This is a genomic window from Streptomyces sp. NPDC048483 (assembly GCF_040651455.1).
Taxonomy (GTDB): domain Bacteria; phylum Actinomycetota; class Actinomycetes; order Streptomycetales; family Streptomycetaceae; genus Streptomyces.
Window position 1 is genome coordinate 1 of sequence record NZ_JBEZJZ010000090.1, and the last position, 26259, is coordinate 26259.

The 26259-nt window shown below is 73.0% G+C and carries 24 protein-coding genes and 1 pseudogene; 19 read left to right on the forward strand and 6 right to left on the reverse strand.

The window, feature by feature from the left end; translation table 11 throughout:
- Positions 1-89, reverse strand: a pseudogene (locus tag AB0D04_RS32305) (winged helix-turn-helix transcriptional regulator); the annotation flags it as partial.
- Between AB0D04_RS32305 and AB0D04_RS32310 the strand changes: the two are divergent.
- From AB0D04_RS32310 to AB0D04_RS32345, 8 genes are all read left to right on the forward strand, one after another.
- The gene (locus tag AB0D04_RS32310; protein ID WP_362710589.1) at positions 61-2139 is read left to right on the forward strand and encodes a tetratricopeptide repeat protein; all 2079 of its coding nucleotides are present in this window, start codon (positions 61-63) and stop codon (positions 2137-2139) included. The pseudogene AB0D04_RS32305 and the gene AB0D04_RS32310 sit on opposite strands and share 29 nt — an antisense overlap.
- A 168-nt stretch (positions 2140-2307) precedes the next feature.
- Positions 2308-3423, forward strand: a complete 1116-nt coding sequence (gene ald, locus AB0D04_RS32315) for an alanine dehydrogenase (RefSeq protein WP_362710668.1) — start codon at positions 2308-2310, stop codon at positions 3421-3423.
- 346 nt (positions 3424-3769) lie between these two features.
- Complete coding sequence (locus tag AB0D04_RS32320) at positions 3770-4933, forward strand: ParA family protein (protein ID WP_362710592.1); 1164 nt, start codon at positions 3770-3772, stop codon at positions 4931-4933.
- The gene (locus AB0D04_RS32325) at positions 4930-5499 is read left to right on the forward strand and encodes a hypothetical protein (protein ID WP_362710595.1); all 570 of its coding nucleotides are present in this window, start codon (positions 4930-4932) and stop codon (positions 5497-5499) included. Before AB0D04_RS32320 ends, AB0D04_RS32325 begins: the two co-directional genes overlap by 4 nt.
- A 156-nt stretch (positions 5500-5655) precedes the next feature.
- Entirely contained in the window at positions 5656-6690 is a 1035-nt protein-coding gene (locus AB0D04_RS32330) for a segregation/condensation protein A (RefSeq protein ID WP_362710597.1), read from the forward strand.
- On the forward strand, positions 6687-7379 hold the full coding sequence (scpB, locus tag AB0D04_RS32335; protein ID WP_362710600.1) for an SMC-Scp complex subunit ScpB: 693 nt from the start codon (positions 6687-6689) through the stop codon (positions 7377-7379). The genes AB0D04_RS32330 and scpB overlap by 4 nt, the downstream gene beginning before the upstream one ends.
- Positions 7379-8524, forward strand: a complete 1146-nt coding sequence (locus AB0D04_RS32340) for a pseudouridine synthase (protein WP_362710602.1) — start codon at positions 7379-7381, stop codon at positions 8522-8524. The genes scpB and AB0D04_RS32340 overlap by 1 nt, the downstream gene beginning before the upstream one ends.
- 66 nt (positions 8525-8590) lie before the next feature.
- A complete protein-coding gene (locus AB0D04_RS32345; protein ID WP_362710603.1) occupies positions 8591-9616 on the forward strand; it encodes an ADP-ribosylglycohydrolase family protein in 1026 nt (341 codons plus the stop codon).
- 414 nt (positions 9617-10030) lie between these two features.
- On the opposite strand, the gene AB0D04_RS32350 is transcribed toward AB0D04_RS32345, so the two are convergent.
- Positions 10031-10726 carry a nucleotidyltransferase domain-containing protein gene (locus tag AB0D04_RS32350; protein WP_362710605.1) on the reverse strand — a complete coding sequence of 232 codons (696 nt, stop codon included), beginning with the start codon at positions 10724-10726 and terminating at the stop codon, positions 10031-10033.
- A gap of 161 nt (positions 10727-10887) precedes the next feature.
- Between AB0D04_RS32350 and aroH the strand changes: the two genes are divergently transcribed.
- The 5 genes from aroH (at position 10888) to der (ending at position 15334) form a co-directional block, all read left to right on the forward strand.
- A complete protein-coding gene (gene aroH / locus AB0D04_RS32355) occupies positions 10888-11250 on the forward strand; it encodes a chorismate mutase (protein WP_362710608.1) in 363 nt (120 codons plus the stop codon).
- A complete protein-coding gene (locus tag AB0D04_RS32360; RefSeq protein WP_362710611.1) occupies positions 11247-12332 on the forward strand; it encodes a prephenate dehydrogenase in 1086 nt (361 codons plus the stop codon). The genes aroH and AB0D04_RS32360 overlap by 4 nt, the downstream gene beginning before the upstream one ends.
- Positions 12333-12430: 98 nt before the next feature.
- Positions 12431-13150, forward strand: a complete 720-nt coding sequence (cmk, locus tag AB0D04_RS32365; RefSeq protein WP_362710614.1) for a (d)CMP kinase — start codon at positions 12431-12433, stop codon at positions 13148-13150.
- Complete coding sequence (locus tag AB0D04_RS32370; RefSeq protein ID WP_362710617.1) at positions 13147-13815, forward strand: lysophospholipid acyltransferase family protein; 669 nt, start codon at positions 13147-13149, stop codon at positions 13813-13815. The genes cmk and AB0D04_RS32370 overlap by 4 nt, the downstream gene beginning before the upstream one ends.
- Before the next feature lie 55 nt (positions 13816-13870).
- The gene (gene der / locus AB0D04_RS32375; protein ID WP_362710620.1) at positions 13871-15334 is read left to right on the forward strand and encodes a ribosome biogenesis GTPase Der; all 1464 of its coding nucleotides are present in this window, start codon (positions 13871-13873) and stop codon (positions 15332-15334) included.
- Positions 15335-15361: 27 nt separating this feature from the next.
- Here the strand turns inward: der and AB0D04_RS32380 are convergent, their stop codons facing one another.
- Both AB0D04_RS32380 and AB0D04_RS32385 read right to left on the reverse strand, forming a co-directional pair.
- A complete protein-coding gene (locus AB0D04_RS32380) occupies positions 15362-15706 on the reverse strand; it encodes a hypothetical protein (RefSeq protein ID WP_362710623.1) in 345 nt (114 codons plus the stop codon).
- Between the two features lie 118 nt (positions 15707-15824).
- A complete protein-coding gene (locus tag AB0D04_RS32385) occupies positions 15825-16652 on the reverse strand; it encodes a hypothetical protein (protein ID WP_362710626.1) in 828 nt (275 codons plus the stop codon).
- Between the two features lie 283 nt (positions 16653-16935).
- Here AB0D04_RS32385 and AB0D04_RS32390 point away from each other — a divergent pair, with 283 nt between their 5' ends.
- The 5 genes from AB0D04_RS32390 (at position 16936) to AB0D04_RS32410 (ending at position 21696) form a co-directional block, all read left to right on the forward strand.
- Positions 16936-17610 carry a transglycosylase family protein gene (locus tag AB0D04_RS32390; protein ID WP_362710628.1) on the forward strand — a complete coding sequence of 225 codons (675 nt, stop codon included), beginning with the start codon at positions 16936-16938 and terminating at the stop codon, positions 17608-17610.
- A gap of 72 nt (positions 17611-17682) precedes the next feature.
- Positions 17683-18936, forward strand: coding sequence for a glycosyltransferase family 4 protein (locus AB0D04_RS32395; RefSeq protein ID WP_362710631.1), 1254 nt, complete (start codon positions 17683-17685; stop codon positions 18934-18936).
- Positions 18933-19898, forward strand: coding sequence for a hypothetical protein (locus tag AB0D04_RS32400; protein ID WP_362710634.1), 966 nt, complete (start codon positions 18933-18935; stop codon positions 19896-19898). The genes AB0D04_RS32395 and AB0D04_RS32400 overlap by 4 nt, the downstream gene beginning before the upstream one ends.
- 231 nt (positions 19899-20129) lie before the next feature.
- On the forward strand, positions 20130-21089 hold the full coding sequence (locus AB0D04_RS32405) for a YafY family protein (RefSeq protein ID WP_362710637.1): 960 nt from the start codon (positions 20130-20132) through the stop codon (positions 21087-21089).
- Between the two features lie 391 nt (positions 21090-21480).
- Positions 21481-21696: an I78 family peptidase inhibitor gene (locus AB0D04_RS32410; RefSeq protein ID WP_362710640.1), complete on the forward strand. Its 216-nt coding sequence runs from the start codon at positions 21481-21483 to the stop codon at positions 21694-21696.
- A 105-nt stretch (positions 21697-21801) separates the two neighbouring features.
- Here the strand turns inward: AB0D04_RS32410 and AB0D04_RS32415 are convergent, their stop codons facing one another.
- Together AB0D04_RS32415 and AB0D04_RS32420 are read right to left on the reverse strand one after the other, a co-directional pair.
- Positions 21802-22836, reverse strand: coding sequence for a phosphatase PAP2 family protein (locus AB0D04_RS32415; protein WP_362710643.1), 1035 nt, complete (start codon positions 22834-22836; stop codon positions 21802-21804).
- A 313-nt stretch (positions 22837-23149) separates the two neighbouring features.
- Positions 23150-24325, reverse strand: a complete 1176-nt coding sequence (locus tag AB0D04_RS32420; RefSeq protein WP_362710645.1) for a hypothetical protein — start codon at positions 24323-24325, stop codon at positions 23150-23152.
- Positions 24326-24547: 222 nt separating this feature from the next.
- Here AB0D04_RS32420 and AB0D04_RS32425 point away from each other — a divergent pair, with 222 nt between their 5' ends.
- Positions 24548-26191 (forward strand): MFS transporter, encoded by a 1644-nt coding sequence (locus tag AB0D04_RS32425; RefSeq protein ID WP_362710648.1) that lies wholly within the window; start codon positions 24548-24550, stop codon positions 26189-26191.
- The last annotated feature ends 68 nt before the right edge of the window (positions 26192-26259 follow it).

A 26259-nucleotide genomic window follows, 5' to 3' on the forward strand; every position in this document is an offset into this window, starting at 1 on the left:
AGCCCGGTGAGGGAGTACTCGACCTTGGGCGGGACGTGGTCGTAGACCTCGCGGTGGACGATGCCGTCGGCCTCCAGTTCGCGCAGCTGCTGGGCATCGGGGCCCCGCCGGGACGGCGCCACCGTGCCGGCGCCCGCCGCCCCGCCCGCCACCGTCCGGATCGCCGGCCGCCGCCGCGAGCTCAAGGCGCTCCGCGCCGACATCGAACGCACCGGCCTGGACACCCTCACCGGCCGCCGCGGCGCCCGCAGCCGCGTCCTGCTGATCGCCGGCCGGCCCGGCTCCGGCCGAACCGCGCTGGCCGAGGCGCTGCTGCGCGAGCTCGCCGCCGACTACCCCGACGGTGTGCTGCGCGCCACCCTCACCGGACGGGACGGTGAACCGGCCCCCACCGACGCCATCGCCCGCGAACTCCTCGACGAGCTCGGCACCGCCGCCCCGCCCGGCGCCGCCGAGGACGAGCTGAGCGAGCTGCTGCGCGGCGCCCTCGCCGGGCGCCGCGCGCTGCTCTTCCTGGACGACGCGCCGGGCGCCGAACACGTCGAACCGCTGCTCCCGGATGCCCCGGACTGCCTGGTCGTGGTGGTCTCCCAGGGGCCGCTGACCGGCATCCCCGACGTCCGGCCGTGCACCCTGGGCGGCCTGGACGGCGCGGCCGCCGTCGAGATCCTCGCCCGCTACGCCGGGCCGACCCGGATCACCGTCGACCCGCGCACCGCCGACGCGGTCGCCGAGGAGTGCGTCGGCCAGCCCGCCGCCCTGGTGCTGGCGGGCGGCTGGCTCGCCGCCCGCCCCAGGTCCTCGCTCGCCGATCTGCACCAGGCGCTGGCCGCCGTACCGCTGCCCGACGGCGTCTCCACCGCCGCCCGCCCGCTGTACCGCGCCTTCCACCTCGCCTACGACGCACTGCCGGAGCCCGCCGCCCGGATACTGCGACTGACCGTCATGGCCCCGGACGGCCTGGTGGACGCGCACACCGCCGCCGCGCTGGCGGGCTGCTCGGTCGCCACGGCCGGGGCGGCGCTGCACGAGTTCACCGCGCTGGGCCTGCTGAGGCCGGCGGACCTGCCGGACGATACGGGCGCCGCCCCCGACGGCGCCGCGGGGCACCCCCGCTACCGGCTGCCCGGCTGCCTCGCCCCGCTCGTCCGCACCCTGCTCGAGGAGTGCGAGCGGCCCGCCGACATCCAGCTGGCCCGCGCCCGGATGCTCCAGCGGACCGTACGGCTGCTGGTGTCGTGCCGGGCGATGACCGAGAAGCCGGGTTCGCCCGCGCGCAAGAAGGTCGCCGGGCTGCCGCGCTCGCTGCGCTTCCCCTCACGGGCCGCCGCCGCCGACTGGCTGCGCGGCCGGCGGGGTGCGCTGCTGGACGCCGCCCGGATCGCCGTCGCGGACGGTCAACTCGACACCCTGGACCGGCGGTTGATGGCCGCGCTGACCCGTACGCTGCTCGCGCACCAGGGCCCCGAGGCCGCCGCGCCCGACCTCTATGCGCTGCACCGGCTCGTGCTCCAGGTCGCCGAGCGGCGCCGGCTGCCGCGCGAGCAGGCCGCCGCCCTGCTCAACCTCGCGGACCTGGACGTCCGGGCCGGGCGCACCGAGGCGGCGCTCACCCGCTACCGCGGCGCCCTGGAGGCGGCCCGCGCGGCCGAGGACCCGGTGGCCACCGGGCGGGCACTGGAATCGCTGGGCGGTACGTACGGCGAGCTGGGCGACTGGCAGCGGGCCGCGGACTGGTACGGGCGGGCGCTGGAGCTGCGGCTCGGCCGGGGCGAGCGGGCCGATGCGGCGCGGTTGCACGGCCGGATCGGCGGCGCCTACGCCCGGGTCGCCCGGTGGGAGGAGGCACTCAGGGCGTGGCGGGCCGCCGCGCGCACCTATCGCAGGGTCGGCGACACGTCGGGCCAGGCGCGGGCGATCGGGGAGCTGGCGCGCGTCCAGGAGTGCGCGGGGCAGCCCGAGGAGGCGCTGCGGGCCTCCCGGGAGGCCCTCGAAACCGTCCGGAAAGCGGGCGACGGACCACTGGAGGCGGCACTGCAGCTACGGATTGCGGACACCCTCGAGCGGCTCGGCGACCCAGCAGCGGCACGGCTCCACCGTGCCGCGGGAGAGCAGTTTCTCGAAGATCACCCCGACTGACCTACGAAATCGGTGGTGGTGCTCTCAAGATTTATTGCTTTACAAGGCTAGACAAGAAGAGCTCCTTCAATAGACTGGGTGGGCCGCGTACGGCGCGGTCAGTTCCGTCATGCATCGCATGAGGGGATAATTCCTCCTGCAAGCTCTCTTTCAAGGACCGTGATCGACGTGAAGGTCGGTATCCCCCGCGAGGTCAAGAACAACGAGTTCCGCGTGGCCATCACGCCCGCCGGAGTCCACGAGCTCGTCCGCCACGGCCACCAGGTCGTCATCGAGAAGGACGCCGGCCTCGGCTCGTCCATCACGAACGAGGAGTACGTCGCCGCCGGCGCCACCATCCTCGACACCGCAGACGAGGTCTGGGGCTCTGCCGACCTGCTGCTGAAGGTCAAGGAGCCGATCGCGGAGGAGTACCACCGTCTCCGCAAGGACCAGACGCTCTTCACCTACCTGCACCTGGCCGCCTCCAAGGAGTGCACGGACGCCCTGCTGGAGTCCCGCACCACCGCCATCGCCTACGAGACCGTCGAGACGGCCGGCCGCGCGCTGCCGCTGCTCGCCCCGATGTCCGAGGTCGCGGGCCGCATCGCCCCGCAGGTCGGCGCGTACCACCTGATGCGTCAGGCCGGCGGCCGTGGCGTGCTGCCGGGCGGCGTCCCGGGCGTCCACGCCGGCAAGGCCGTCATCATCGGCGGCGGCGTCTCCGGCTGGAACGCCATGCAGATCGCCGTGGGCCTCGGCTTCCACGTCACCCTGCTCGACAAGGACATCAACAAGCTCCGCGAGGCCGACAAGATCTTCGGCACCAAGGTGCAGACGATCGTCTCCAACGCCTTCGAGCTGGAGAAGGCCGTCGTCGAGGCCGACCTCGTCGTCGGTGCCGTCCTGATCCCGGGCGCCAAGGCCCCGAAGCTGGTCACCAACGAGCTCGTCGCCAAGATGAAGCCCGGAAGTGTCCTTGTCGACATCGCGATCGACCAGGGCGGCTGCTTCGAGGACTCGCGTGCCACCACGCACGCCGAGCCGACCTTCGAGGTCCACAACTCGGTCTTCTACTGCGTCGCCAACATGCCCGGCGCGGTGCCGAACACCTCCACCTACGCGCTCACCAACGCCACGCTGCCCTACATCGTGGAGCTGGCGAACCGCGGCTGGGTCGAGGCGCTGCGCCGTGACCCGGCGCTGGCGAAGGGCCTGAACACCCACGACGGCAAGGTCGTCTACCCCGAGGTCGCCGAGGCGCACGGCCTCGAGTCGGTGGAGCTGCGCACGCTCCTCGGCTGATAAAGCGTCAATCAAGCGCGTCAAAACGCTGCACGACCGGCCGGGCCTTGTCGACAAGGCCCGGCCGGTCGTATGTGCGACACGCCGTGGGCCGGTCACTTGTCGACGGGCTCTCAACTCGCCGTGAACGTAACCCTTTAACCGATTCGCGTCCCCCCGAAACATCGGGTTGAGACGCCCTGCGCCCTTGACATTGAGGGGTCCGGTTACCGACACATCGTGCCGCGTCCGGTGGATTGTGTTGCTGCGAACGCCCGACACGCCATAGAGTCGCCAACCGTCGGCATGGTGCCACGCTGACCTATCGATAAGTTTCCTGGTCACATCCAAGGAGGTAAGACGACTTGTGAATGAGTCGACATTTTCTCCCGGAGGCGGTCGGCCAGGAGCGGTTGCACGGGGCCAGGGTCCCTCGGGGCTCGAGGCTGTCGGCTCCGTCGCGGTCCACACCTTCGCAGCCCACCAGAGCACTTCCTCGACAGCCCACCAGAGTATGGACGGCCATCACGTGAACGCCATGGCCGGCGACCGGGGCAGTGGAGAACCCGCCCGTCTCGCCGACTACGACGACCTGCCCGAGGGGCACTTCTACGATCCGGACGCGGAGTACGAGCCGGACCCGGAGTACGCGGCAACGCTCGCGCCGGACGCGGCCCGCCAGCGCCGTGAGCGCGTCGGCCCGACCGGCCGCCCGCTCCCGTACTTCCCCATCCCGGGACCGCTCTCGGATCACGGCCCCGCCAAAATCATCGCGATGTGCAACCAGAAGGGCGGGGTCGGCAAGACCACCTCGACCATCAACCTGGGTGCCGCACTCGCCGAATACGGACGACGGGTGCTGCTCGTCGACTTCGACCCGCAGGGCGCCCTGTCGGTCGGACTCGGCGTCAACCCGATGGAGCTCGACCTGACGGTCTACAACCTGCTCATGGAGCGGGGCATGTCGGCCGACGAGGTGCTCCTGAAGACCGCGGTCCCCAACATGGACCTGCTGCCCAGCAATATCGATTTGTCAGCGGCAGAGGTGCAGTTGGTCAGCGAGGTCGCGCGCGAGTCGACCCTGCAGCGCGCCCTGAAGCCGCTGCTGGCCGACTACGACTACATCGTCATCGACTGCCAGCCCTCGCTCGGCCTGCTCACCGTCAACGCCCTGACGGCCGCTCACAAGGTCATCGTGCCGCTGGAGTGCGAGTTCTTCGCGCTGCGCGGTGTGGCGCTGCTGACCGAGACGATCGAGAAGGTCCAGGAGCGGCTCAACCCCGAGCTGGAGCTGGACGGCATCCTGGCGACGATGTACGACTCCCGCACCGTGCACAGCCGTGAGGTCCTGGCGCGCGTCGTCGAGGCCTTCGACGATCACGTCTACCACACCGTCATCGGCCGTACGGTGCGCTTCCCGGAGACCACCGTCGCGGGCGAGCCGATCACGACGTACGCCTCCAACTCCGTTGGTGCCGCCGCCTATCGCCAGCTTGCCAGGGAGGTGCTCGCCCGGTGTCACGCCGAGTGAGTCTGCCCGGAGCCGACGAACTGTTCCGCACCACCGGAGGGATGGGGCTGCAGTCCTCGCCGCCCCGCCGGCCGGCGAACGGCTCCCAGGCGGGCGGCTCCCCGGCGGCAGGCGAGGCGGCGCGGGTGCCGGCACCGGCCGGTGAGGCCGATCCGGCCGCGGAGCCGGGGGAGCCCGCCGCACGGCACACCGACGCCCCGGTCGAGCACAGCGGCCGCGCGACGGACGCGGAGGCCCCCAAGGGCCTCCGGCCGCCGCCGACCCAGGCGGGTCAGGAGGCGGCCGCGGCGGTCGCCCAGAGCGGCGCACCGGCCCGCCGCCGCGGCGCGGGCCGCGGCGCCAACCGCCGCCCCAGCGGCCGCGAACGGCACGACGAGAAGATCACCGTCTATGTCTCCGCCGAGGAGCTCATGGACCTCGAACACGCCCGCCTGGTGCTCCGCGGCGAACACGGCCTCGCCGTCGACCGCGGCCGGATCGTCCGCGAGGCGGTGGCCGTCGTCCTGGCCGACCTGGAGTCGCGCGGCGACGCCAGCATCCTGGTGCGGCGGCTGCGGGGACGCTGACGTCCGCCGTGGCGGCGGGGATTTTTTGCGGCGGCCGCCGCGGTGCCGGAACGTCACGCCACGCGGGCCGCGGGATAGCCTGCCCTCTCGGCGGGCCGACCCGCCCGTGACCAGCCCGTGGCCCCCGGCGCGGGGACCGCAGCACCATGGACCGCGATGCCGACGACCCACGACGACGCCCCCGCTCCCCGCGCCCGCCGAGCCCTCGGGCGCGGGCCGGGCGCGGGCCCGGAGTCCGTACCGGCCGCTGTCCCGGAGGCGGCCGCGGAGCCTGTTCCCGCCGCCCCCGCCGCCCCCGCCGCCCCCGCCGCCCCCGCCGCCCCCGTGGACGACCTGCCTGCAGCGCCTCCCGCCGGCGGCAGCACCGACGACGGACGGTTCACCGTCCGGCTGGACAACTTCGAGGGGCCCTTCGACCTCCTCCTGCAGCTGATCTCCCGGCACAAGATGGACGTCACCGAGGTTGCGCTGTCGAAGGTCACCGACGAGTTCATGGCGCACATCCGGGCGATGGGACCGGACTGGGACCTGGACCAGACCACCGAGTTCCTGGTGGTCGCGGCGACGCTGCTGGATCTGAAGGCGGCCCGGCTGCTGCCCGCCGCCGAAGTGGAGGACGAGGCGGACCTCGCCCTGCTGGAGGCCCGTGACCTGCTCTTCGCCCGGCTGCTGCAGTACCGCGCGTACAAGCGGATCGCGGACATCTTCAGCGAGCGGCTGGCCGACGAGGCGCGGCGCTATCCCCGTACCGTCGGGCTGGAGCCGGAGCACGCCGAGCTGCTGCCCGAGGTGGTCATCAGCATCGGGGCGGAGGGGTTCGCCAGGCTGGCCGTCAAGGCGATGCGGCCCAAGGCGAAGCCGCAGGTCTATGTCGACCACATCCACGCGCCGCTGGTGAGCGTGCGCGAGCAGGCCGAGGTGGTGATGGCGCGGCTGCGGGAGGCGGGCGTGAGCGACTTCCAGGAGCTGGTCGCGGACGCCCCGGACACCCTCACCGTCGTGGCGCGCTTCCTGGCGCTGCTGGAGCTCTACCGGGAGCGGGTGGTCGTCCTGGACCAGGAGGAGGCCCTGGGGGCCCTCACGGTCCGCTGGACGGGCGCGGAGGGGGCCGAGCCGGTCGTCACGGACGAGTTCGATCAGGAGGCGGGGGAGCATCCGGAGGATGCCCGGGAGAGCGAGGAGACGGAATGAGCGTGGCGGGAGCCCCCGAGGAGGCCTACGAGGTCCAGGAGGCCGGGGCCGGGGAGTCCGGCGCCCCGGCGCCCACCGGGGCGCTGGGCGTCGCCGAGCTGGCGCTCAGGCCCGCCCTGGAAGCCGTCCTGATGGTCGTCGACGAGCCCGCAACCGAGGAGCACCTGGCCAAGGTGCTCCAGCGGCCGCGCCGCGCGGTGGCGCTCGCGCTGCGCGAGCTGGCCGACGACTACACCCGCCAGGGCCGCGGTTTCGATCTGCGCCTGGTGGCCGGCGGCTGGCGGTTCTACTCCCGCGCCGAGTACGCGGACGCCGTGGAGAGCTTCGTCCTGGACGGCCAGCAGGCCCGCCTCACGCAGGCCGCATTGGAGACTCTGGCCGTGGTCGCGTACCGTCAGCCGGTCAGCCGTTCCCGTGTCTCGGCCGTACGCGGCGTGAACTGTGACGGTGTGATGCGCACGCTTCTCCAGCGCGGCCTGGTGGAGGAGGCGGGGACGGAACCTGAAACAGGTGCGATCCTGTACAGGACGACGAATTACTTTCTGGAGCGGATGGGCCTGCGCGGCCTGGACGAGCTCCCTGAGCTCGCACCGTTCCTTCCGGAGGCGGACGCGGTCGAGGGCGACTCCCCGGAAGGTATCCCGTCGTTCGACGTAGACGACAGCGGCGACTCTCAGACGGATCATTGATGCGAAGCAGCGGCAGGAACAACAGGGACAGCGGTCGGGGCAACTACCGCGGCGCGGACGGGGGTGCCTCCCGCCCGAAGGCCGGGGGCAAGCGCGACGACAAGCAGCAGCGCGAGGGCCGTCCCCGTCCCGAGGAGCGCCGCTACGACGTGGGCGGATCCGGCGGCTCCACGGAGCGCAGGGACGAGCGCGGCGGCGGCCCCAAGAGCGGCGGCAGCCGGGGCGCGGCGGCCCGCGGTGGCGCCAAGGGCGGTCCCCGTACGGGTGCCAAGTCGGCTCCGGGCGGCAAGGGCGCGCCCCAGCGCGGCCGCGGCCAGGCGCCCGCCCGGCCCCGTGAGCTGGACGCCAAGATCGAGGAGCGCAACCGCGCCCGCCACAGCAAGCCGCAGGTCAAGACCCCCAAGACCTTCCCCGGCGCCGAGCAGGAGGGCGAGCGTCTGCAGAAGGTGCTGGCCAGGGCCGGTATGGGCTCGCGGCGGGCCTGCGAGGAGCTGATCGACCAGGCGCGCGTCGAGGTCAACGGCCAAATCGTCATGGAGCAGGGCCTCCGGGTCGACCCGGAGAAGGACGAGATCAAGGTCGACGGCCTGACGGTCGCCACCCAGTCGTACCTCTTCTTCGCGCTGAACAAGCCGGCCGGTGTCGTCTCCACCATGGAGGACCCCGACGGCCGCCAGTGCCTGGGCGACTACGTCACCAACCGGGAGACCCGGCTCTTCCACGTCGGCCGCCTGGACACCGAGACCGAGGGCATCATCCTGCTCACCAACCACGGTGAGCTGGCCCACCGCCTCACGCACCCGCGCTACGGCGTCAAGAAGACCTACCTGGCCGCCATCCAGGGCCCCCTCCCGCGCGACCTGGGCAAGCAGCTCAAGGACGGCATCCCGCTGGAGGACGGCTACGCCCGAGCCGACCACTTCCGGGTCGTGGAGAACACCGGCAAGAACTACCTCGTCGAGGTCAGCCTCCACGAGGGCCGTAAGCACATCGTGCGCCGGATGCTCGCCGAGGCCGGCTTCCCGGTCGACAAGCTGGTGCGGACGGCCTTCGGCCCGATCGCCCTGGGCGACCAGAAGTCGGGCTGGCTGCGCCGGATGACCAACACCGAGGTCGGGATGCTGATGCGCGAGGTCGAGCTCTAGCCGAAACGGCTTGCGGCACGGCCGCACCACCCCTTAACGTCATCGTGACATTAAGGGGTGGTTTTCATGGGGGACGCAATGGGGGACCAGCGGTCCACTGCTACCGGCGCGCTCATCGGGCTGGCGCTCGGTGACGCGCTCGGCTTCCCGACCGAGTTCAACGACGTACCGTCGATCCTCGCCAAGTGCGGGCCCTGGCGGCAGATGGCGCTGCCCGATCCCGCCTTCGTCACCGACGACACCCAGATGACGCTGGCGCTGGGCCGCGGGCTGCGGACGGCCATGGAACGCGGCGCGCTCACGCCGCTGCGCCTCGAGCGCCCCGTACGGGACGAATACGTCGACTGGTGGCGTTCGCCGGAGAACAACCGGGCACCGGGCAACACCTGCCTGCGCGCCTGCCAGTTGCTCAGCGACGAAGACCTGCCGTGGGCCCGGGCCAGCCAGATCGGGTCCAAGGGCTGCGGCGCCAACATGCGGGTCGCGCCCCTCGGGCTCGCGCCGGGGCTGAGCCCGCGGCAGCGTTCGGGCGCCGCCCAGCTCCAGTCCGCGCTCACCCACGGCCACCCCACGGCGCTCGCCGCCAGCGACCTGACCGCGTACGCCGTACGGGCCCTCGCCGACGGCGCGCGCCCCGCCGAGCTGACCGGCCTGCTGCGCGCCTACGCCCATGCCCACCGCACCGACTACCGGCAGGACTGGCTCGGCGACCTCTGGCGGCGCTCCCAGGACCCGACGCCGACGACGTTCATCGCCCGCGGCTGGGACGAGTGCCTCGGCGTCCTCGACCGGCTGGACGCCGCGCTCGCCGCACCGGACCCGGAGACCGACCCCTGCCTGGCCACCGGCGCCGGCTGGATCGCGGAGGAGGCCCTGGCCACCGGCCTGCTGTGCTTCCTGCTCTTCCCCGACGAGCCGCTCACCGCACTGCGCCGCGCCGCCTGCACCTCCGGCGACTCCGACTCGATCGCCTGCCTCACCGGCGCGTTCGCCGGCGCCCACCTGGGAGCCGGCGCCTGGCCCGAGGAATGGGCCGGCCGGATCGAGTACCGCGAGGAGCTGCTGGCGCTGGGGGCGCTCTGGGATGCCTGAGCGCTGCCGCTTGGGTCTGCGTCCCACGTTGTCGGCTGCGGCGCCGTGGGGGTTTGTCGCCGTTGCGCCTGCGGCGGGCGTGGTGTTGTTGGGTGCGGTGACGGCCCTGCACGGCTTCGCCGCTACGGTCCGTCCCCTCCCGTGGGTGGGTGGTGGGGCCGGTGGGGGTGGGCGTCGTGTGTCCGGTTGCCCCATCACTGCGTCCACCGGCCGCACCTGACCACGCACTTACGCCCCCACCGGTCTTCACCACCCCCAACGGGGAGGTGCCGGGCCGCAGGACGGAGTCCGGAGGCCCGGTGCCGCAGCCGAACAGCCCCGCGCAGCGGCACCGCCCACCGCAGGCCCAACGGCGGCACAGCCCGCCACGTCGGCCCAGGCAAAGCGCAGCGGAGGGGCCGACAACGTGGGAGCTCAGCCAAGCGCAGCGCCCCGCCGGGCCCGGAAGAGGAAGTCCGCCACCCGGGCCCGGTCCGGCTCGGCCGGCAGCGGCGAGCCGGACACCGCCGCCTCGGCCTCCTTGTGGAGCGCCACCATCCGGCGCTCCACCTCCTCCCAGGGCACCTCACCGCGCCTGACCGCCAGCAGCTCCTCGCGGGCCGCGCCGACGTCCAGCGTGAGGACGCCCGTACGGAGCAGATCGCGCGAGCTCGCCAGCAGCCGCAGCAGATGCATGGCGTGCTTCCAGCGGGGCGCGCCGCGCTGCCGTACGTCGGCCCGCAGCTGCTTGAGCTGCCCGGTGGCGTAGCCGGCGAAGGTGCGATGCGCCTGCCGGGAGAGGAAGGCGCCGCGCAGCGCGAGCAGCTCGCGGCCGGTGTCGTCGATGCGCTCCACGAGGGGCGAGTGCAGGCACTCCAGGACGGTGGGGTTGGCGCGCAGGCCCAGCTCGCAGAAGCGTTCCAGCTCCCAGGAGAACTCCTCCTCGCGCGGCCCCTCCACATGCGTCGGCGGCTTCTCGAAGCGCCAGAAGAGCTCGGTCGGCGCGAGATACACCCCGCGCCGGTCGGTGTCGCTGTCCTCCGTCGCCAGGCCGAAGGCGCGCGAGCCCATCACGCACGCGTAAACGGTGTGCCCGGTGACCAGCTCATGGCCCGGGAGATCGGTCGGCATGCGGGCGATTGTCGCTGGCAGGGCCGGTGGCTGTCACCGGAATTCGGGCGCTGGGCGCACGGTTGTCGGTGCCGCTGGTTACGCTGAGCAGTGCGTACGCAACCGCGTACGCAGGCGCAGACGCGGGTGCGGATGCGGCACAGGACGCAGGGAGCGGTGACGTGGCGGTACGAGCGGTCCGGGGGGCCGTCCAGCTGGAGCGGGACGACGCGGAGCACATGCGGGAGCAGGTCACCGAGCTGCTGACCGCCATCCTGGAGCGCAACGACCTGGTGCCGGACGACCTGATCAGCGTGTGGTTCACCGCCACCCCCGATCTGCACAGCGACTTCCCGGCGGCCGCGGCGCGCGGCATCGGGATCACCGATGTGCCGCTGATCTGCGCCCAGGAGCTGGACGTGACCGGCGCCATGGAGCGGGTGGTGCGGGTGCTCGCCCATGTCGAGACCGGGCTGTCCAGGGCCGGGATCGCCCATGTCTACCTCGGGGCCGCCGGGGCGCTGCGGAAGGACATCGCCCAGTGAGGACCGCACTCGTCATCGGAACGGGCCTGATCGGCACCTCGGCCGCGCTCGCGCTGAACGCCCGCGGCGTCCAGGTCTACCTCGAGGACCACGACCAGGCGCAGGCCCTGACGGCCGCCGCCCTGGGCGCGGGCACCGCGGAGGCGCCGCCCGGCCCGGTCGATCTGGCTGTCGTGGCGGTGCCGCCCGCCCATGTCGCGGCGGCGCTGGCCGATGCCATCGCTCGCGGCGCGGCCCGTGCGTACATCGACGTCGCCAGCGTCAAGGGCGGCCCGCGCCGCGAGCTGGAGGCGCTGGGCTGCGATCTGAGCGGCTACCTCGGTACGCACCCGATGGCCGGCAAGGAGCGCTCCGGCCCGCTGGCCGCCACCGCCGACCTCTTCGAGGGCCGGCCCTGGGTGCTCACCCCGACTCGCGACGGCGACACCGAGGTCCTCAACCTCGCCCTGGAGCTGGTCGCCCTGTGCCGGGCCGTCCCGGTGGTGATGGACGCCGACGCCCACGACCGCGCCGTCGCCCTGGTCTCGCACACCCCGCAGCTGGTCTCCAGCCTCGTCGCCGCCCGTCTCAAGGGCGCCGACGAGACCGCCGTACGCCTCTGCGGCCAGGGCATCCGCGATGTGACAAGGATCGCGGCCTCCGACCCGGCGATGTGGATCGACATCCTGTCCGCCAACCCGGGCCCGGTCGCCGATGTGCTGGCCGCGGTCGCCGCCGACCTGGACGAGACCGTACGGTCGCTGCGCGCCCTGGAGTCCGCCGACGAGGACAAGCGCGGCACCGGCGCCGGCGGCATCGAGGACGTCCTGCGCCGCGGCAACGCCGGGCGGGAGCGGGTGCCGGGCAAGCACGGCACCGCCCCGGCCGTGTACGAGATCGTCTCCGTGTACATCGGCGACCAGCCGGGCGAGCTGGCCCGGATCTTCGCCGACGCCGGCCGGGCCGGGGTCAATATCGAGGACGTCCGCATCGAGCACGCCACCGGCCAGCAGGCCGGCTTCATCCAGCTCACGGTCGAGCCGGCGGCGGTGCCGGTGCTGACCGCGGAGCTGCGGGAGCGGGGCTGGTCGATCCGGCAGTGAGACCGTGGACGGGGCGGTGCGGGTGAGCCAGTAACCTTGTCCGAGGCCTTCGTGGGCCTTGGACCTCCGCCCCGTGCACAGGAAAGGTGTTCGTCACCGTGGAAACCGCCACCCGGACCGCCCCGGCTGCAGTGATTGTCGCCATCGACGGCCCCGCAGGCACGGGCAAGTCCAGCACGTCCAAGGCCGTCGCCGCCAAGCTGGGACTCGGCTATCTCGACACCGGCGCCCAGTACCGCGCGATCACCTGGTGGATGCTGACCAACGGCATCGACATCCAGGACGCCACCGCTGTCGCCGACGCCGCCGCCAAGCCGCAGATCGTCTCCGGTACGGACCCGGCCGCCCCGACCATCTCGGTCGACGGCCTGGACGCCGCGGGCCCGATCCGTACCCAGGAGGTCACCTCCGCCGTCAGCGCCGTCAGCGCGGTCGCCGAGGTGCGCGCCCGGATCACCGATCTGCAGCGCACCATCGCCGCGGAGGCTCCGAACGGCATCGTGGTCGAGGGCCGCGACATCGGCATAACGGTCCTGCCGGACGCCGACCTCAAGGTCTTCCTCACCGCCTCCGCCGAGGCCCGCGCGGCCCGTCGCAGCGGCGAGCTCAAGGGCAAGGAGGCCACCGACCTGGCCGCCACCCGAGAGGCGCTGATCAAGCGGGACGCCGCCGACTCCTCCCGTAAGAGCTCCCCGCTGGCCAAGGCGGACGACGCCGTCGAGGTGGACACCACCGAGCTGACGCTGGAGCAGGTCATCGAGTGCGTGGTCACCCTCATCGAGGGCGCGAGCGCCGAAAAGGCGGGGCTCACCCGGTGACCGAATCCGGCAAGGCTCCCAGCCCGGCCGGCGCCGCGGTCGGCCGGCGGATCGGCATCGGCCTGATGTACGGGCTGTGGCGGCCGCGGGTGCTGGGCGCCTGGCGGGTCCCGTCCGCCGGTCCCGTGATCCTCGCCGTCAACCACTCGCACGGCATCGACGGGCCGATGCTGATGGGCACCGCGCCGCGGCCGGTGCACTTCCTGATCAAGAAGGAAGCTTTCGTCGGCCCGCTGGACCCGTTCCTGCGGGGCATCGGACAGCTGAAGGTGGACCGCGACGCCACCGACCGCAAGGCGATCACCGACGCGCTCGGGGTGCTGGAGCGCGGCGGAGTGCTGGGGATCTTCCCCGAAGGCACCCGCGGCGAGGGCGACTTCGCGTCGCTGCGGTCCGGGCTGGCGTACTTCGCGGTGCGCTCCGGCGCCCAGGTGGTGCCTGTCGCGGTGCTCGGCAGCACCGACCGCACAAGCCGGCTGACCCCGGCCGTACCGCCGCTGCGCGGCCGCGTCGATGTCGTCTTCGGTGACGGCTTCCAGGCGGGCGACGGCAGCGGGCGGCGCACCCGTAAGGCGCTCGACGAGGCGACCGTACGGATCCAGGAGCGGCTGACCGCCCACCTGGCACAGGCCAGGCGCCTGACCGGGCGCCGACCGACACTTTGAGTAGTGGGGCGCGTACGAGCGCCCCACCGATGACGATGAACGAGGAACGGACTTCATGAACGACCAGACCCCCACCGGCGACGAGCACGGTGCGCTGGGCGACGCCGAGTACGCGGAGTTCATGGAGCTCGCCGCGGAAGAGGGCTTCGACCTCGAGGCGGTCGGGGGCGACATCGCCGCGGCCGGCCACGGCCCGCTGCCCGTCCTCGCCGTCATCGGCCGCCCCAATGTCGGCAAGTCGACCCTGGTGAACCGCATCATCGGCCGCCGCGAGGCGGTCGTCGAGGACAAGCCGGGCGTCACCCGCGACCGCGTCACCTACGAGGCCGACTGGAACGGCCGCCGCTTCAAGGTCGTCGACACCGGCGGCTGGGAGCAGGACGTCCTCGGCATCGACGCCTCCGTCGCGATGCAGGCCGAGTTCGCCATCGACGCCGCCGACGCGGTCGTCTTCGTCGTGGACTCCAAGGTCGGCGCCACCGACACCGACGAGGCCGTCGTCAAGCTGCTGCGCCGCTCCGGCAAGCCCGTGGTGCTGGTCGCCAACAAGGTGGACGGCGCCTCGGGCGAGGCGGACGCCGCGATGCTCTGGTCGCTGGGCCTGGGCGAGCCGCACCCGATCTCCGCGCTGCACGGCCGCGGCACCGGCGACATGCTCGACGCCGCGCTGGACGCGCTGCCCGAGGCGCCCGCGCAGACCTTCGGCGGCGTCGCCGGCGGCCCCCGCCGGATCGCGCTGATCGGCCGCCCGAACGTCGGCAAGTCATCGCTGCTGAACAAGGTCGCCGGCGAGGAGCGGGTGGTCGTCAACGAGATCGCCGGAACCACCCGCGACCCGGTCGACGAGATGATCGAACTCGGCGGCAAGACCTGGAAGTTCGTGGACACCGCCGGTATCCGCCGCCGGGTCCACCTCCAGGAGGGCGCTGACTACTACGCGTCGCTGCGCACCGCGGCGGCCGTGGAGAAGGCCGAGGTCGCGGTCGTCCTGATCGACGCCAGCGAATCCATCAGCGTCCAGGACCAGCGGATCATCACGATGGCCGTGGAGGCCGGACGCGCCCTGGTCATCGCGTACAACAAGTGGGACAACCTCGACGAGGAGCGCCGCTTCTACCTGGAGCGGGAGATCGAGCGGGACCTCGTGCAGATCCCGTGGGCGATGCGGGTGAACGTCTCCGCACGCACCGGCCGCCACATGGAGAAGCTGGTCCCGGCGATCGAGACCGCCCTGGCCGGCTGGGAGACCCGGATCCCCACCGGACGGCTGAACGCCTTCCTCGGTGAGATCGTGGCCTCCCACCCGCACCCGATCCGCGGCGGCAAGCAGCCCCGCATCCTCTTCGGCACCCAGGCCGGCACCAAGCCGCCGCGCTTCGTGCTGTTCGCCTCCGGCTTCCTGGAGGCCGGCTACCGCCGCTTCGTCGAGCGGCGGCTGCGCGAGGAGTTCGGCTTCGACGGGACGCCGATCCACATCTCGGTGCGGGTGCGCGAGAAGCGCGGCACCAAGAAGAAGTAGCGGCGGACCGGTCGCGGCGGGCGGGCCTCAGCGCCCCTGCGACCGGGCGTCCCGCTGTCCCGGTGGCAGCGCCGCCGGGGCGTGTCCCCGCGGGTGGTACGGCTGGCGGCCCACGACCTCCCAGTGACCCGTCGACGCCGTCGTGCGGCCCCAGTTCCCGTGGCCGCGCAGCGATTCCGGGAGCTCCGCCTCGTCCGTACGGTCACCGGGCAGCGCCTTGAAGGAGCGGCGGTACTCGGCGTAGAGCGCGTCATAGATCGGCGTGCCGGAGGCGCGGTCCGCGGTGTGCGTCGCGCCGGGCTCGGGCGACGGGCGCATGCCGGGGATCGGGTGGGGGTACTGGGCGCGGGAGGAGGGGTCGTATGCGTGCACGTATCTGCCAACGACCTCGATGGCTGCGGGATGCGGCTTTCGGCCGGAAATGGCTGATCGCGGGGGCAATACCGCCCATCGGGCGGCGCCGCTCCCGCGATCGGTGGATCCGCTCGGCTCAGGTGCCGGCCAGCGGCATCACCGCGGCCACCAGGACGCCCTGTGCGGCGGCCTGCTCCAGCGCCTGGCGCATCAGATCCTCCCGCGGCTGGCGGCCGATGGTGCCCGCGGGTGCGGCGTACATCAGCACGGTCTTCGCCTTGGTGGCGGCCTGACGCCAGCCGTCGGAGACGGCCAGCGGCTGATGGGCCTGCCACCAGGCGGACGGGTTGCCGGTCGTGCCCGGCTGCAGGACGGCGTGCAGCTGGCCCATGGCGAGCAGCGCGGACCAGCCCGGGTTCGGGGCGGGGAGCTGGTTCATGTCCCGCACGTCGGAGAAGCCCTGCTCCCTCAGCAGCGGGAGGAAGTCGTCGTGCGGGCTCGTCGAGCCGGGCCGGGCGATCGGGCCGTCGGGCTCGACGACCAGCGCCGGGCGCAGATCGCCCTCGACCAGGACCAGGCCGCAGGTGATCCCGAGCGTCGCCTGGCGTTCAGTGGCGGGGGCCGGGGCGGCCGGGGCGGGCTCCGCTGCGGGGGTGCGGGCGGCGGGGGCGGCGGGAGCGCCGGCGTCCGCACCGGTGATGGAGCGTACGGCCCCCTGGAGCTGCTCCTCCGACACCGGGACGACCTGCGAGGGGATGCAGGTCGCGTGCGCGAACGCGAGCACCGCGGTCTCCTCGCCCACGAACAGGACGGTGCTGGTGCGCTCCTGCTCGCTGTCGCCGGGGGTGCGGCAGGAGGTGCAGTCGTAGCTGCCGGGGGCGCCGTCACCGGCCAGCAGGCGGCCGGCTTCGTCTTCGCCGATCTCGGCGCGAACGTCGTCGCTGACGTCGAGCATGCGCGGCACGGGTGGCTCCTCGATCTCTGAGCGTCTGCCGGGTTCTCCCGGCTCGTACAAGGACAACGGGCGAGCTGTGGCCGGAGTCACGCACGGACGGGAACAGAATCGAACCAATCGACGCACAGGGGCGAACAGTGAAAAGCATGCCGAAAGCGGTCATGAGTGATCGTTTTCGGTGCGGCAGATGGCGCAAATGGCTGCTTTTCATACACCGGGCCGGGTGGAGCTGCCGGACACCACGGGCGCGGCGCGCAGGTTCTCGACGGACGGCTGCTTAGCGTCACCGGCTATGTCCGACCACTTCCCGGCGCTGCGGCGCCGCGTGGCCACCGGCTCTTTCCTCGCCGCGACGGCCACTGCTTTGGTCCTGTGCCTGCCCGGCGCCGCGTCCGCCGCGGAGCCGCACCCCACGGGAGGCCGTGCAGCCGGCAAGTACGCCTGCGCCGGCGACCAATGGCCCTGGGGCTGCGTCGCCAAGTGCGAGAGCGGCGGCAACTGGCGGGCCAACACCGGCAACGGCTACTACGGCGGCCTGCAGTTCGCGCGGCGGACCTGGAAGGCCTTCGGCGGCCGCGCCTACGCACGCCGCGCCGACCTCGCCGGCCGCGACGAGCAGATCGCGGTCGCCGAGAAGGTCCTCGCGGCCCAGGGCTGGCGCGCCTGGCCCACCTGCGGCAGGCGCTACGGGCTCACCGGCACCACCTACGTCCCGCGCCCCGACCCGGTCGACCCGCTCGACCCGCTCGACCCGGAGCCGGCACCCCGCGCGGTGCCGGAAGAGCTGTCCGTGCCGCGGTCCGTCGGCCCGCTCGACGACCGGGATCTGCGACGGGTGATGCAATCCGCGGCCGACAGGTTCCACATCATTGCTACCGATGGCCTAACTTTTTTGGAACAACTTGGCGAAAGCCCCCAACCCGGAACTCCCGTTCGGCGTCCTACCGTTCAGAAGTCGGACGCATGACGCCGCCGGGGGGCGGCCCATGGTCCGAGGGGAGACCAGGCACGACCGGAAGACCAGGGGACACGGGGACGGATGCACATCTCATTCCTGATTCACAACGCGTACGGGATCGGGGGGACGATCCGGACGACGTTCAACCTGGCCCGCACGCTGGCCGAGCGGCACGACGTCGAGATCGTCTCCGTGCTGCGGCACCGCGACACGCCGGTCTTCGACCTCGGCCCCGGTGTCGCCCTGCGCCACCTCGTGGACATCAGGGAGTCCGCCGATGACGGCGCCGACCCCGCGTACGGGCGCCCCGCCAAGGTCTTCCCGGCCGCCGAGGGCCGCTTCGCCCAGTACAGCGAGCTCACCGACCGCCGTATCGCCCAGCATCTGCGCCGTACCGAGGCGGATGTGGTGGTCGGCACCCGGCCCGGACTGAATGTGCACATCGCCCGGCAGGCCCGCCGCGGCCCGGTGCGCATCGGGCAGGAGCACCTCACCCTGGACACCCACAGCCCGGCGCTCAAGCTGGCGCTGCGCGGCGCCTATCCGCGTCTGGACGCGGTCACCACCGTCACCGAGGCCGACGCCCGCTCCTACCGCCGTGCGCTGCGGCTGCCCGGCGTCCGCATCGAGGCGGTGCCCAACAGCGTGCCCGCGCCGGGCCTGCAGCCCGCCGACGGCAGCGGCAAGTGGGTCGTCGCGGCCGGCCGGCTGGCCCGCGTCAAGCGCTACGACGTCCTCATACGGGCCTTCGCCGAGGTCGTCGCCCGGCGCCCCGACTGGCGGCTGCGGATATACGGCGGCGGCGCCGAGAAGGCCGCACTGCGTGCCCTGATCGACGAACTCGGCCTGTACAACCACGTCTTCCTGATGGGCGCGGCCAACCCCCTGGAGCCCGAGTGGGCCAAGGGGTCCATCGCCGCGGTCTCCTCCAGCCTCGAATCCTTCGGGATGACGATCGTGGAGGCGATGCGCTGCGGCCTGCCCGTGGTCGCCACGGACTGTCCGCACGGGCCCGGCGAGATCATCGACGACGGGGTGGACGGCAAGCTCGTGCCTGTCGGCAATCCGCAGGCGATGGCCGCCTCGCTGCTCGATCTGATCAACGATGACGCCGCCCGCAGGCGGATGGGCCGCGCCGCGCTGGCCGCCTCCGACCGCTTCGATCCGGCCACCGTCGCCGGACGCTACGAAACGCTCTTCGGCGAGCTGCTCGCCCGCCGCCGGAGCAGCCGCCTGCGCGGCACCCTGCACCGCACCCGGGGGGCGCTGCTCAGCGGCGCATACGCCACCAAGGACGCGGCCCGCGCCGCGGTGAAAGGGGTACGGACGGCATGACCGCCTCGACACAGCTGCCCGCCACCCCGCCCACCCCGCCCACCACGAAGGAGCACCCGGCCATCGACCAGGAACCCCAGGTTCCGGCAGCCGCCCCGGACCGTGGCCGGCGGCCCGCTCCGGTGGAGCTGCGGGCCGACTGCATCGCCGACTCCGCGGGCGGCCTCACCTTCGACCTGACCGCCCCCGAGCACACCCACGCCTCCTGGAGCGCGGCCCTGGTCCTGCGGCTGCGCGGCGGCGACGGCGCGGACGACGAGGTACGGCTGCCCCTCGGGCCCAACGGCTCCGGGCGGCTGCGCGCCGTCCTGCCCAGCACCGTCGCGCTCGCCGAGGGCCGCTGGAACGCGTACGCGGACCTGGGCGACGGCCAGGACCCACGGCGCCTGCTGCCGGGCGTCAACGACCTGCGCTCCCTGGTGGACCGCCGCCCTCTGGCGGGCATCGGCCGGCTCGGCGTGCGCATCCCGTACGCCACCAAGTTCGGCAACCTCGCGCTGCGCAGCTGGCTGCGCGGCCCGCACGCCGAGGCCGGCGACATCCTGGTGACGCCCGACGGCATGACGGTCTCCGGCCGCCTCTACGGCGCGTCCCCGGCGGCCGGCGCCCAGGCCGAGGCCCGCGCCCGCCGCACCCCGCGCTCCCCGGGCCCCGCCCCGGCCGCCGTCACCGTCCCGCTGGCCGTCGAGGGCCCGGACTTCACCTTCACCCTGCCCTTCGGGGAACTGGCCGCCGGCTGGCGGCGCGGCACCGAACCGTGGGACCTGTGGCTGCGCCCCGCCGCGGGCGCCCCACCGGTGCGCATCGCCCGCCTCCTGGACGACGTACCGGACAAGAAGCAGGTCTTCAGCTACCCGGCGCTCCCGGTACGCGCCGCCGCCGCGCAGGTCCGGGTCGGCCCGTACTACACGCTCGACAACGACCTGGCGATACGGGTCGCGGGCCCGGAGGAGCGCGACTGACCCACGGCGCACGACGTACGGCGCGCAGGGCGCGGAGCGAGCGGAACCGGTGGCCGGGCGGCCGAACGCCCGGCATTGCTGTGCCTGCCGGGCGCCGTACTCCGGCCGCCGCCGGCGAGGCGGCCGGCGGCGGGCCCGCGACGACGGGCACCGCGCACGCCGGGCCGCTGAGCCTGCTCGGGCGGCGCCCCGCGGACGGTAGCTGTCCGCGAAGGCTGGGAGACTCGGGGCATGTTGGAGACCTCGGCACGTCTGTTGCGGTTGCTGTCCCTGTTGCAGGCGCACCGGAGCTGGTCCGGCGCGGATCTCGCCGACCGGCTGGACGTCACGCCGCGCACCGTCCGCCGGGACATCGACCGGCTGCGTGAGCTGGGCTATCCGGTCCACTCGGCGCCCGGAACCGCCGGCGGCTATCAGCTGGGACCCGGCGCCGAGCTGCCGCCGCTGCTGCTGGACGACGAGGAGGCGGTGGCCGTCGCGGTCGGGCTGCGGACCGCCGCGGCGGGCGGTGTCGAGGGCATCGAGGAGACCTCGGTGCGCGCGCTGGCGAAGCTGGAGCAGGTGCTGCCGCACCGGCTGCAGCGCCGGGTGAGTGCGCTGAACACCTTCACCGTGCCGATGCTCGGCCGGCCGGGCGGCCCGCGCGTCGACGCGCACACCCTCACCGAACTCGCGCACGCCTGCCGGGACTCCTACCGGCTGCGCTTCGACTACACCGGCCATGACGGCGCGGTCTCCCGCCGCAGCGTCGAGCCGCACCGCCTGGTCTCGGCGCAGCGCCGCTGGTACCTGGTGGGATGGGACGTGGACCGCGGGGACTGGCGCACCTACCGCGCCGACCGCATCACGCCGGCCCCGCCGCACGGGCCGCGCTTCGCGCCCCGTGAGCCGCCCGCCGAGGACCTGGCCGCCTATGTCTCCCAGGGCGTGTCCACACGGGTCTACGCCGAGCACGCGACGCTGCTGCTGCACGTCCCGGTGGAGCGGGCCGCGGAGCGCATCAGTCCGTCCGCCGGGGTGCTGGAGCCGGTCGACGGGCACAGCTGTCTGCTGCGGACCGGGGCGCACAGCCTCGAGGTGATGGTGGTGCATGTGGTGATGATGGGCTTTGACTTCGAGGTGCGGGAGCCGCCGGAACTGACGGAGAAGGTGCGGGAGATCAGGGACCGCTTGTCGCGGGCGCTGGGGTAGCCGCGGGCCGGGTGCCCGCCGTGGCGGCCACTGTCCCGGGCCATGTGCGGGACATGTGTGTGGTGTGTGTCTCGTTGGGTAATTTCCCGGTGGCCGGTAAATGGCCTCGGATATAGGGAATCCCCGTCCGATGCGGGATGAATTTCCGGACTCCGGCCGATCCGGGGGGTGGTGACTGCGGTCCGATTAGCCGGTGATCAAGGGGGAATTCCGGTCGCTTTGTTTTCCACCCGGATGCGCCGCCGTTCGGCACGTTCGGGTGACGGAAGTTACCGCAAACGCAGCAGCCTTCGCTGTGACACAAGTGTGACCAATGAAAGACCGGCCGGACACCGAGGTGTGCGCCGGACGGGCCTTCCGCGCATCGGCGCGGGCGCCTACGGTGGCTGTCATGGCACCCGTACCGGATCTCCCCAACGAACCCCAGGACGACATCGAGGCCTATGTCGGCCTCGCGCAGCAGGACGCCGAGGAAAGGGCCCGCGAGCGCGGCTGGACCACCGTCCGGTCGCTGGCACCGGGCACGGTCATCACCATGGAATACCTCGTCGGCCGGCTCAATTTCGAGGTGAAGGACGGCCAGGTGCACCGAAGCTGGCAGGGCTGACGGACCGCGCGAACGACGAAGGCCCCGGCCGCTCGTAAGGAGCGGCCGGGGCCTTTCGGCGCGGGGGAGCGGGTGTGCGTACCGGCCCCGCAGCCTGTGGAGCGGTCAGCCGGTCCCGTTGCGGCCGCGCCCGGAGGCCGGGCTCAGCGGTGTGGTGCGCGGGACGCGGTCCGTGTGCGGCGGCCGCCGGCTGCCCGCGGGCGTGACGGGGGCGCGCTCGGAGCGGATGGAGTACGGGCGCGTGGGGTGGTGCGGCCAGCCGTCCTGCGGGCGGGTGGCGGAGCGGCCGCCCGTCCCGGCGCCGATGGCCTCGCGGACCAGCACCTCGCCCTCGGGGGCGACGCGCTGCCGGGAGACCCCCGGGGCCAGCGCGCCGACCGGCAGCGGGCCGCGCAGCGAGTCGGGGCGCAGCCGCAGCCACAGCCGCAGGATGATGCCCATGAGGCGGTCCTCCACCCATGTGATCCCGGGCTCCAGCCAGGGCATCGCCAGCAGCACCAGCAGGCCCGCGGCCCAGCCGAGCAGCACATCGCTGACCCAGTGCGTCCCGAGGTAGACGGTGGTCATGCCGACGCCGAGCGCGCCCAGCGCGGCGATCACCGACAGGGTGCGGCGGCGCAGCGGGGTGGTCGCAATGTAGGCCAGGACACCCCAGGTGACCACGGCGTTCGCGGTGTGGCCCGACGGGAATATATCGCCGCCCAGCGCCATCTCATTGGCGCCGACCGTCGTCGCATAGTGCGGGCCGAGCCGGCCCATACCGAGCTTGGCGGCGCCCACCGTGATGTTCAGCAGCAGCAGCGAGGCGCCCAGCACCAGCAGCGGGTGGAGGTTGCGCTGGCGCCAGCAGCGCCAGCCCAGCCAGGCCGCCACCGCCAGTGCGGTCGGGCCGCGCTGGCCCAGCACCACGAAATAGTCGAGGAAGGCATGGATCTCCGGCCATTGCTTGTAAGGCCGGAAGAACATGACCTGCCAGTCGAAGGTGACCAGCCATGAAGTGGCGAGCACTCCGACCACGATCGCGAGGTACACCGCCAGCGTGCCGCCGAACAGCCACAGGCGGGTCGGGGTCATCGGGGGCGGTTGGACGCGATCGGTCGGGCGCTCCTCCATCTGGTCGAGCTTGTCATCGGTACGCACTCAATCGACGTTACCGCGTGTGATGTAGGTGCTTGGTCAAACTGTGCGCTTTGTAATGACGATGTGATGTGGAATGCGTCTCAAGCCGGGCGTCGCCGCCGCGATTTGGAACGGAATTCGGCGCGTTTCCGATTCCCCTCGGGGCGCCCGCGTGTCGTCACCACGCATGCTTATCTGTTTTTCTCCGGCGGAGTTTATCGCCGATTTCCCCGGGCGTTGCGGGAAGTTTCCCTGCGGCGGCGCGCACGGAGGAAGATCTTCCGGACCCCCCGGCCGCCGCGTCTCCCGGCACGCCTTCGGTCGTGCGTCCGGCTCACGGAGGTCCGGACCCGTTCAGCCAGAACGCCCCGTAGACCGCCGACCCGGCCGCGACCAGGCCGACGACCGGCCAGGACCGTACCGGCCGCCACTTCGCGAGCCCCACCGCGAGCGGCAGCAGCAGCGGATAGGCGGGCATCATCAGCCGCGGCTTGGAGCCGAAGTAGCCCTTGGCGGTGAGCGCCAGCAGCAGGACGGTACCGCCGTAGACCGCGAGCGGCAGCGGCTGGCCCTGCCGCACGCCGCGCACGTACAGCCAGATCACCAGCGCGACGCCGGCCAGCAGGCCGAGCCCGGCGGCGGGCGGCAGCTGCCACAGGAAGCGGGCGAAGGCGATACCGCCGTCGAAGCCGTTGCCCCAGCCGCCCTGCACGTCCAGATAGCCGGTGAAAGTGCCCTGCTGTGCGCCCACCCACAGGAAGAAACCGCACCAGCCGAGCGGCGCGAGCAGCACGCCCGTCAGCAGCCCCGGGTGCCTGCGCGGCGCCGTGCGCAGCCGGGCGCCCCCGGCCCGCTCGCCCCATACCGTCGCCGCCGCCGTGATCCACACCGCGGCGACCACGGCCGCGCCCACCGGCCGGGCCAGCCCCGCCAGCGAGGCCAGCACGCCCGCCGTCACCCAGCGGCCGGTCAGTACGGCGTACAGCCCCCAGGCCGCGAGCGCGGTGAACAGCGACTCCGAGTAGGCCATCGACTGCACGACGGCGACCGGCAGCGCGGCCCACAGCGCGGCCAGCGCCACACCGGCCCGCGGGCCGTACAGCCGCTCCCCGGTCGCGTACAGCGCCCAGGCCGCGGCCAGGGAGGAGAGCCAGGCCACCGCCATCCCGGCGTCGGCGGGCGAGAGCGGCGCAACGGCCGCCAGGCCGCGCTCGAGCCAGGGCAGCAGCGGGAAGAACGCCAGGTTGGAATGCACATCGCCGTTGGCCAGCTGGACGGTGTAGCCGTAGCCCTGCTCGGCGACCCGGGAGTACCACAGGGAGTCCCAGCGGGCGGTCAGCAGCGTGTGCCAGTTCTTGCCGTTCGCCGTCGACCAGGCCGCGAGGACGGCCACGCCCAGCAGTCGGATCGCCGCATACGCCGCCAGCGCGGGCGCGGCACGGCGCAGCGCGGCCTGTAAGGCGGCACCGTGGGTCCGGCCGGGAACGGCGGCGGAGGCAAGATCGTTCATCCCGACGATTATCCAGGTGGCCGAAGAACGACCGTCCACCGCGGGTGGCGGAACACCGGGGGAACGTTGGACGCTGCGATGAGCGTCTCACCGTGAGGTGGGCCACGCAGCACGCTGGGTGACTCGCGTAGTCTGACGTCTCAACTCGCCCGTGCCGCCGGTTTCCCCGGGGCGTTTTCGCGCCCTGATCCACGGCCGCGAGAGCATGACAGGAGGAACTGCATGTCCGGGACGACCGCGTCCGGCAGTGGACGGACGGCTGGTGTCACCCGGCTCTCACGCGACGGTGCAAACCGCTGGACCGTGCTGATCGTGCTCTGTGTCAGCCTGCTCTTCGTCGCGCTGGACACCACGATCCTGTACGTGGCGGTGCCCTCCGTCACCGAGGACCTGCGGCCCGGACCGGTGGAACTGCTCTGGATCGTCGATGTCTATCCGCTGATAGCCGCGTCCTTGCTGATCCTCTTCGGCACGCTCGGCGACCGCGTCGGCCGCCGCCGCATCCTCCTCCTCGGCTACGGCCTCTTCGGCCTGGCCTCGGCCGCCGCGGCGCTGGCGCCCAACCCGCAGATCCTGATGGCGGCCCGTGCGCTGCTCGGCATCGGCGGCGCGATGATCATGCCCGCGACGCTGTCGATCCTGCGCCAGGTCTTTCCCGACCGGCGCGAACGCGCGGTCGCCATCGGCGTCTGGAGCGCGGTGGCCGCGGTCGGCGCCGCCGTCGGCCCGGTCCTCGGTGGCTTCCTCGTCGAGAACTTCTGGTGGGGCTCGGTCTTCCTCATCAACATCCCGATGATGGCCGCGATGCTGCTGATAGGGCGCTGGCTGCTGCCGGAGTCGCGGGGCGAGCGCAACGGCCCCTGGGACGTGGTCGGCGCGGTCGTCGCGGCCTTCGGAGTGCTGGGCATCGTCCTCGGCGTCAAGCGCATCGGCGGCGGGACGGCCGTGCTGAGCGCGACCACGCTCGGCCCGATTCTCGTCGGCACCCTGCTGCTGATCCTCTTCGTCCACCGCCAGCACCGCCGCAAGCACCCCCTGATCGACATGCGGCTCTTCGCCCGCCCCGCGTTCGGCACCTCCGTCGGCTGCATCGTGCTGGCCATGCTCGCCCTGGTGGGCCTCCAGCTGATCGCCGTCCAGTACATGCAGCTCGTCCTCGGGCTGCAACCGCTGGAGACCGGCGTACGGATGCTGCCGCTGGTGTTTTCCGCGATGGCCGCCGGTCTGACCGGCTCGAAGTTGCTGCAGGCCATCGGCCCGCGCGCCATGGTCTCGCTCGGCTTCACCCTGACCGCCGTCGCGGTGCTGTGCCTGACGATGATGAGCAAGGAGGACCGCGTCTGGCTGCTGGCCCTGGGCTTCGTCCTGCTCGGCTTCGGCTTCCAGTCCACGCTCTTCGGCGCGTACGAGTCGATGCTCAGCGAGGCGCCCGCCGAACAGGCCGGCGGCGCCGCCGCCCTCGGGGAGACCTCCTACCAGCTCGGCGCGGGCATCGGCGTCGCCCTGCTCGGCAGCGTCATGAACGCCGCCTATGCGCCGGGCCTGGCCCATGTCGACGGCGTGCCCGCCCGTGACGCCGCCGCCGCGTCGCACTCGCTCGGCGAGGCGTACAGGGTGGCCGACGACCTCGGCGACTCCGCCCGCGCCGCGCTGCGCGTGGCCGCCCGGGACTCCTTCATCCACGGGCTGCATGTCACCCTCGTCGCCAGCGCCGTCCTGCTGATGGCCGGCGCGGGCATCGCGCTGCGCCTGCCGCGCCGGGCCGCGGATTCCACCGAGCGTGCCGAGGGCGAGGCCGCCGCGGGCGACCGCGCGACCGGCCCCGGCTGCGACAGCGAGCCGGCCCCCGCCAGCTCCACCCGCTGACCGCCCCACGCCTTCTCCCTCCTCTTCCCGTGCCCCGCCGCGCGGCGGTGACCCTTGCCCGGGTGGCA

Excerpts from the sequence above, each read along its gene's own strand:
- AB0D04_RS32390 (WP_362710628.1), top strand. The coding sequence starts at position 16,936 with ATGTCCGACCACTTCCCGGCGCTGCGGCGCCGCGTGGCCACCGGCTCT.
- der (WP_362710620.1), top strand. The coding sequence starts at position 13,871 with ATGAACGACCAGACCCCCACCGGCGACGAGCACGGTGCGCTGGGCGAC.
- AB0D04_RS32340 (WP_362710602.1), top strand. The coding sequence starts at position 7,379 with ATGCGAAGCAGCGGCAGGAACAACAGGGACAGCGGTCGGGGCAACTAC.
- AB0D04_RS32345 (WP_362710603.1), top strand. The coding sequence starts at position 8,591 with ATGGGGGACGCAATGGGGGACCAGCGGTCCACTGCTACCGGCGCGCTC.
- AB0D04_RS32310 (WP_362710589.1), top strand. The coding sequence starts at position 61 with ATGCCGTCGGCCTCCAGTTCGCGCAGCTGCTGGGCATCGGGGCCCCGC.
- AB0D04_RS32420 (WP_362710645.1), bottom strand. The coding sequence starts at position 24,325 with ATGAACGATCTTGCCTCCGCCGCCGTTCCCGGCCGGACCCACGGTGCC.
- scpB (WP_362710600.1), top strand. The coding sequence starts at position 6,687 with ATGAGCGTGGCGGGAGCCCCCGAGGAGGCCTACGAGGTCCAGGAGGCC.
- AB0D04_RS32425 (WP_362710648.1), top strand. The coding sequence starts at position 24,548 with ATGTCCGGGACGACCGCGTCCGGCAGTGGACGGACGGCTGGTGTCACC.
- AB0D04_RS32400 (WP_362710634.1), top strand. The coding sequence starts at position 18,933 with ATGACCGCCTCGACACAGCTGCCCGCCACCCCGCCCACCCCGCCCACC.
- AB0D04_RS32330 (WP_362710597.1), top strand. The coding sequence starts at position 5,656 with ATGCCGACGACCCACGACGACGCCCCCGCTCCCCGCGCCCGCCGAGCC.
- AB0D04_RS32405 (WP_362710637.1), top strand. The coding sequence starts at position 20,130 with ATGTTGGAGACCTCGGCACGTCTGTTGCGGTTGCTGTCCCTGTTGCAG.
- AB0D04_RS32350 (WP_362710605.1), bottom strand. The coding sequence starts at position 10,726 with ATGCCGACCGATCTCCCGGGCCATGAGCTGGTCACCGGGCACACCGTT.
- AB0D04_RS32395 (WP_362710631.1), top strand. The coding sequence starts at position 17,683 with ATGCACATCTCATTCCTGATTCACAACGCGTACGGGATCGGGGGGACG.
- AB0D04_RS32410 (WP_362710640.1), top strand. The coding sequence starts at position 21,481 with ATGGCACCCGTACCGGATCTCCCCAACGAACCCCAGGACGACATCGAG.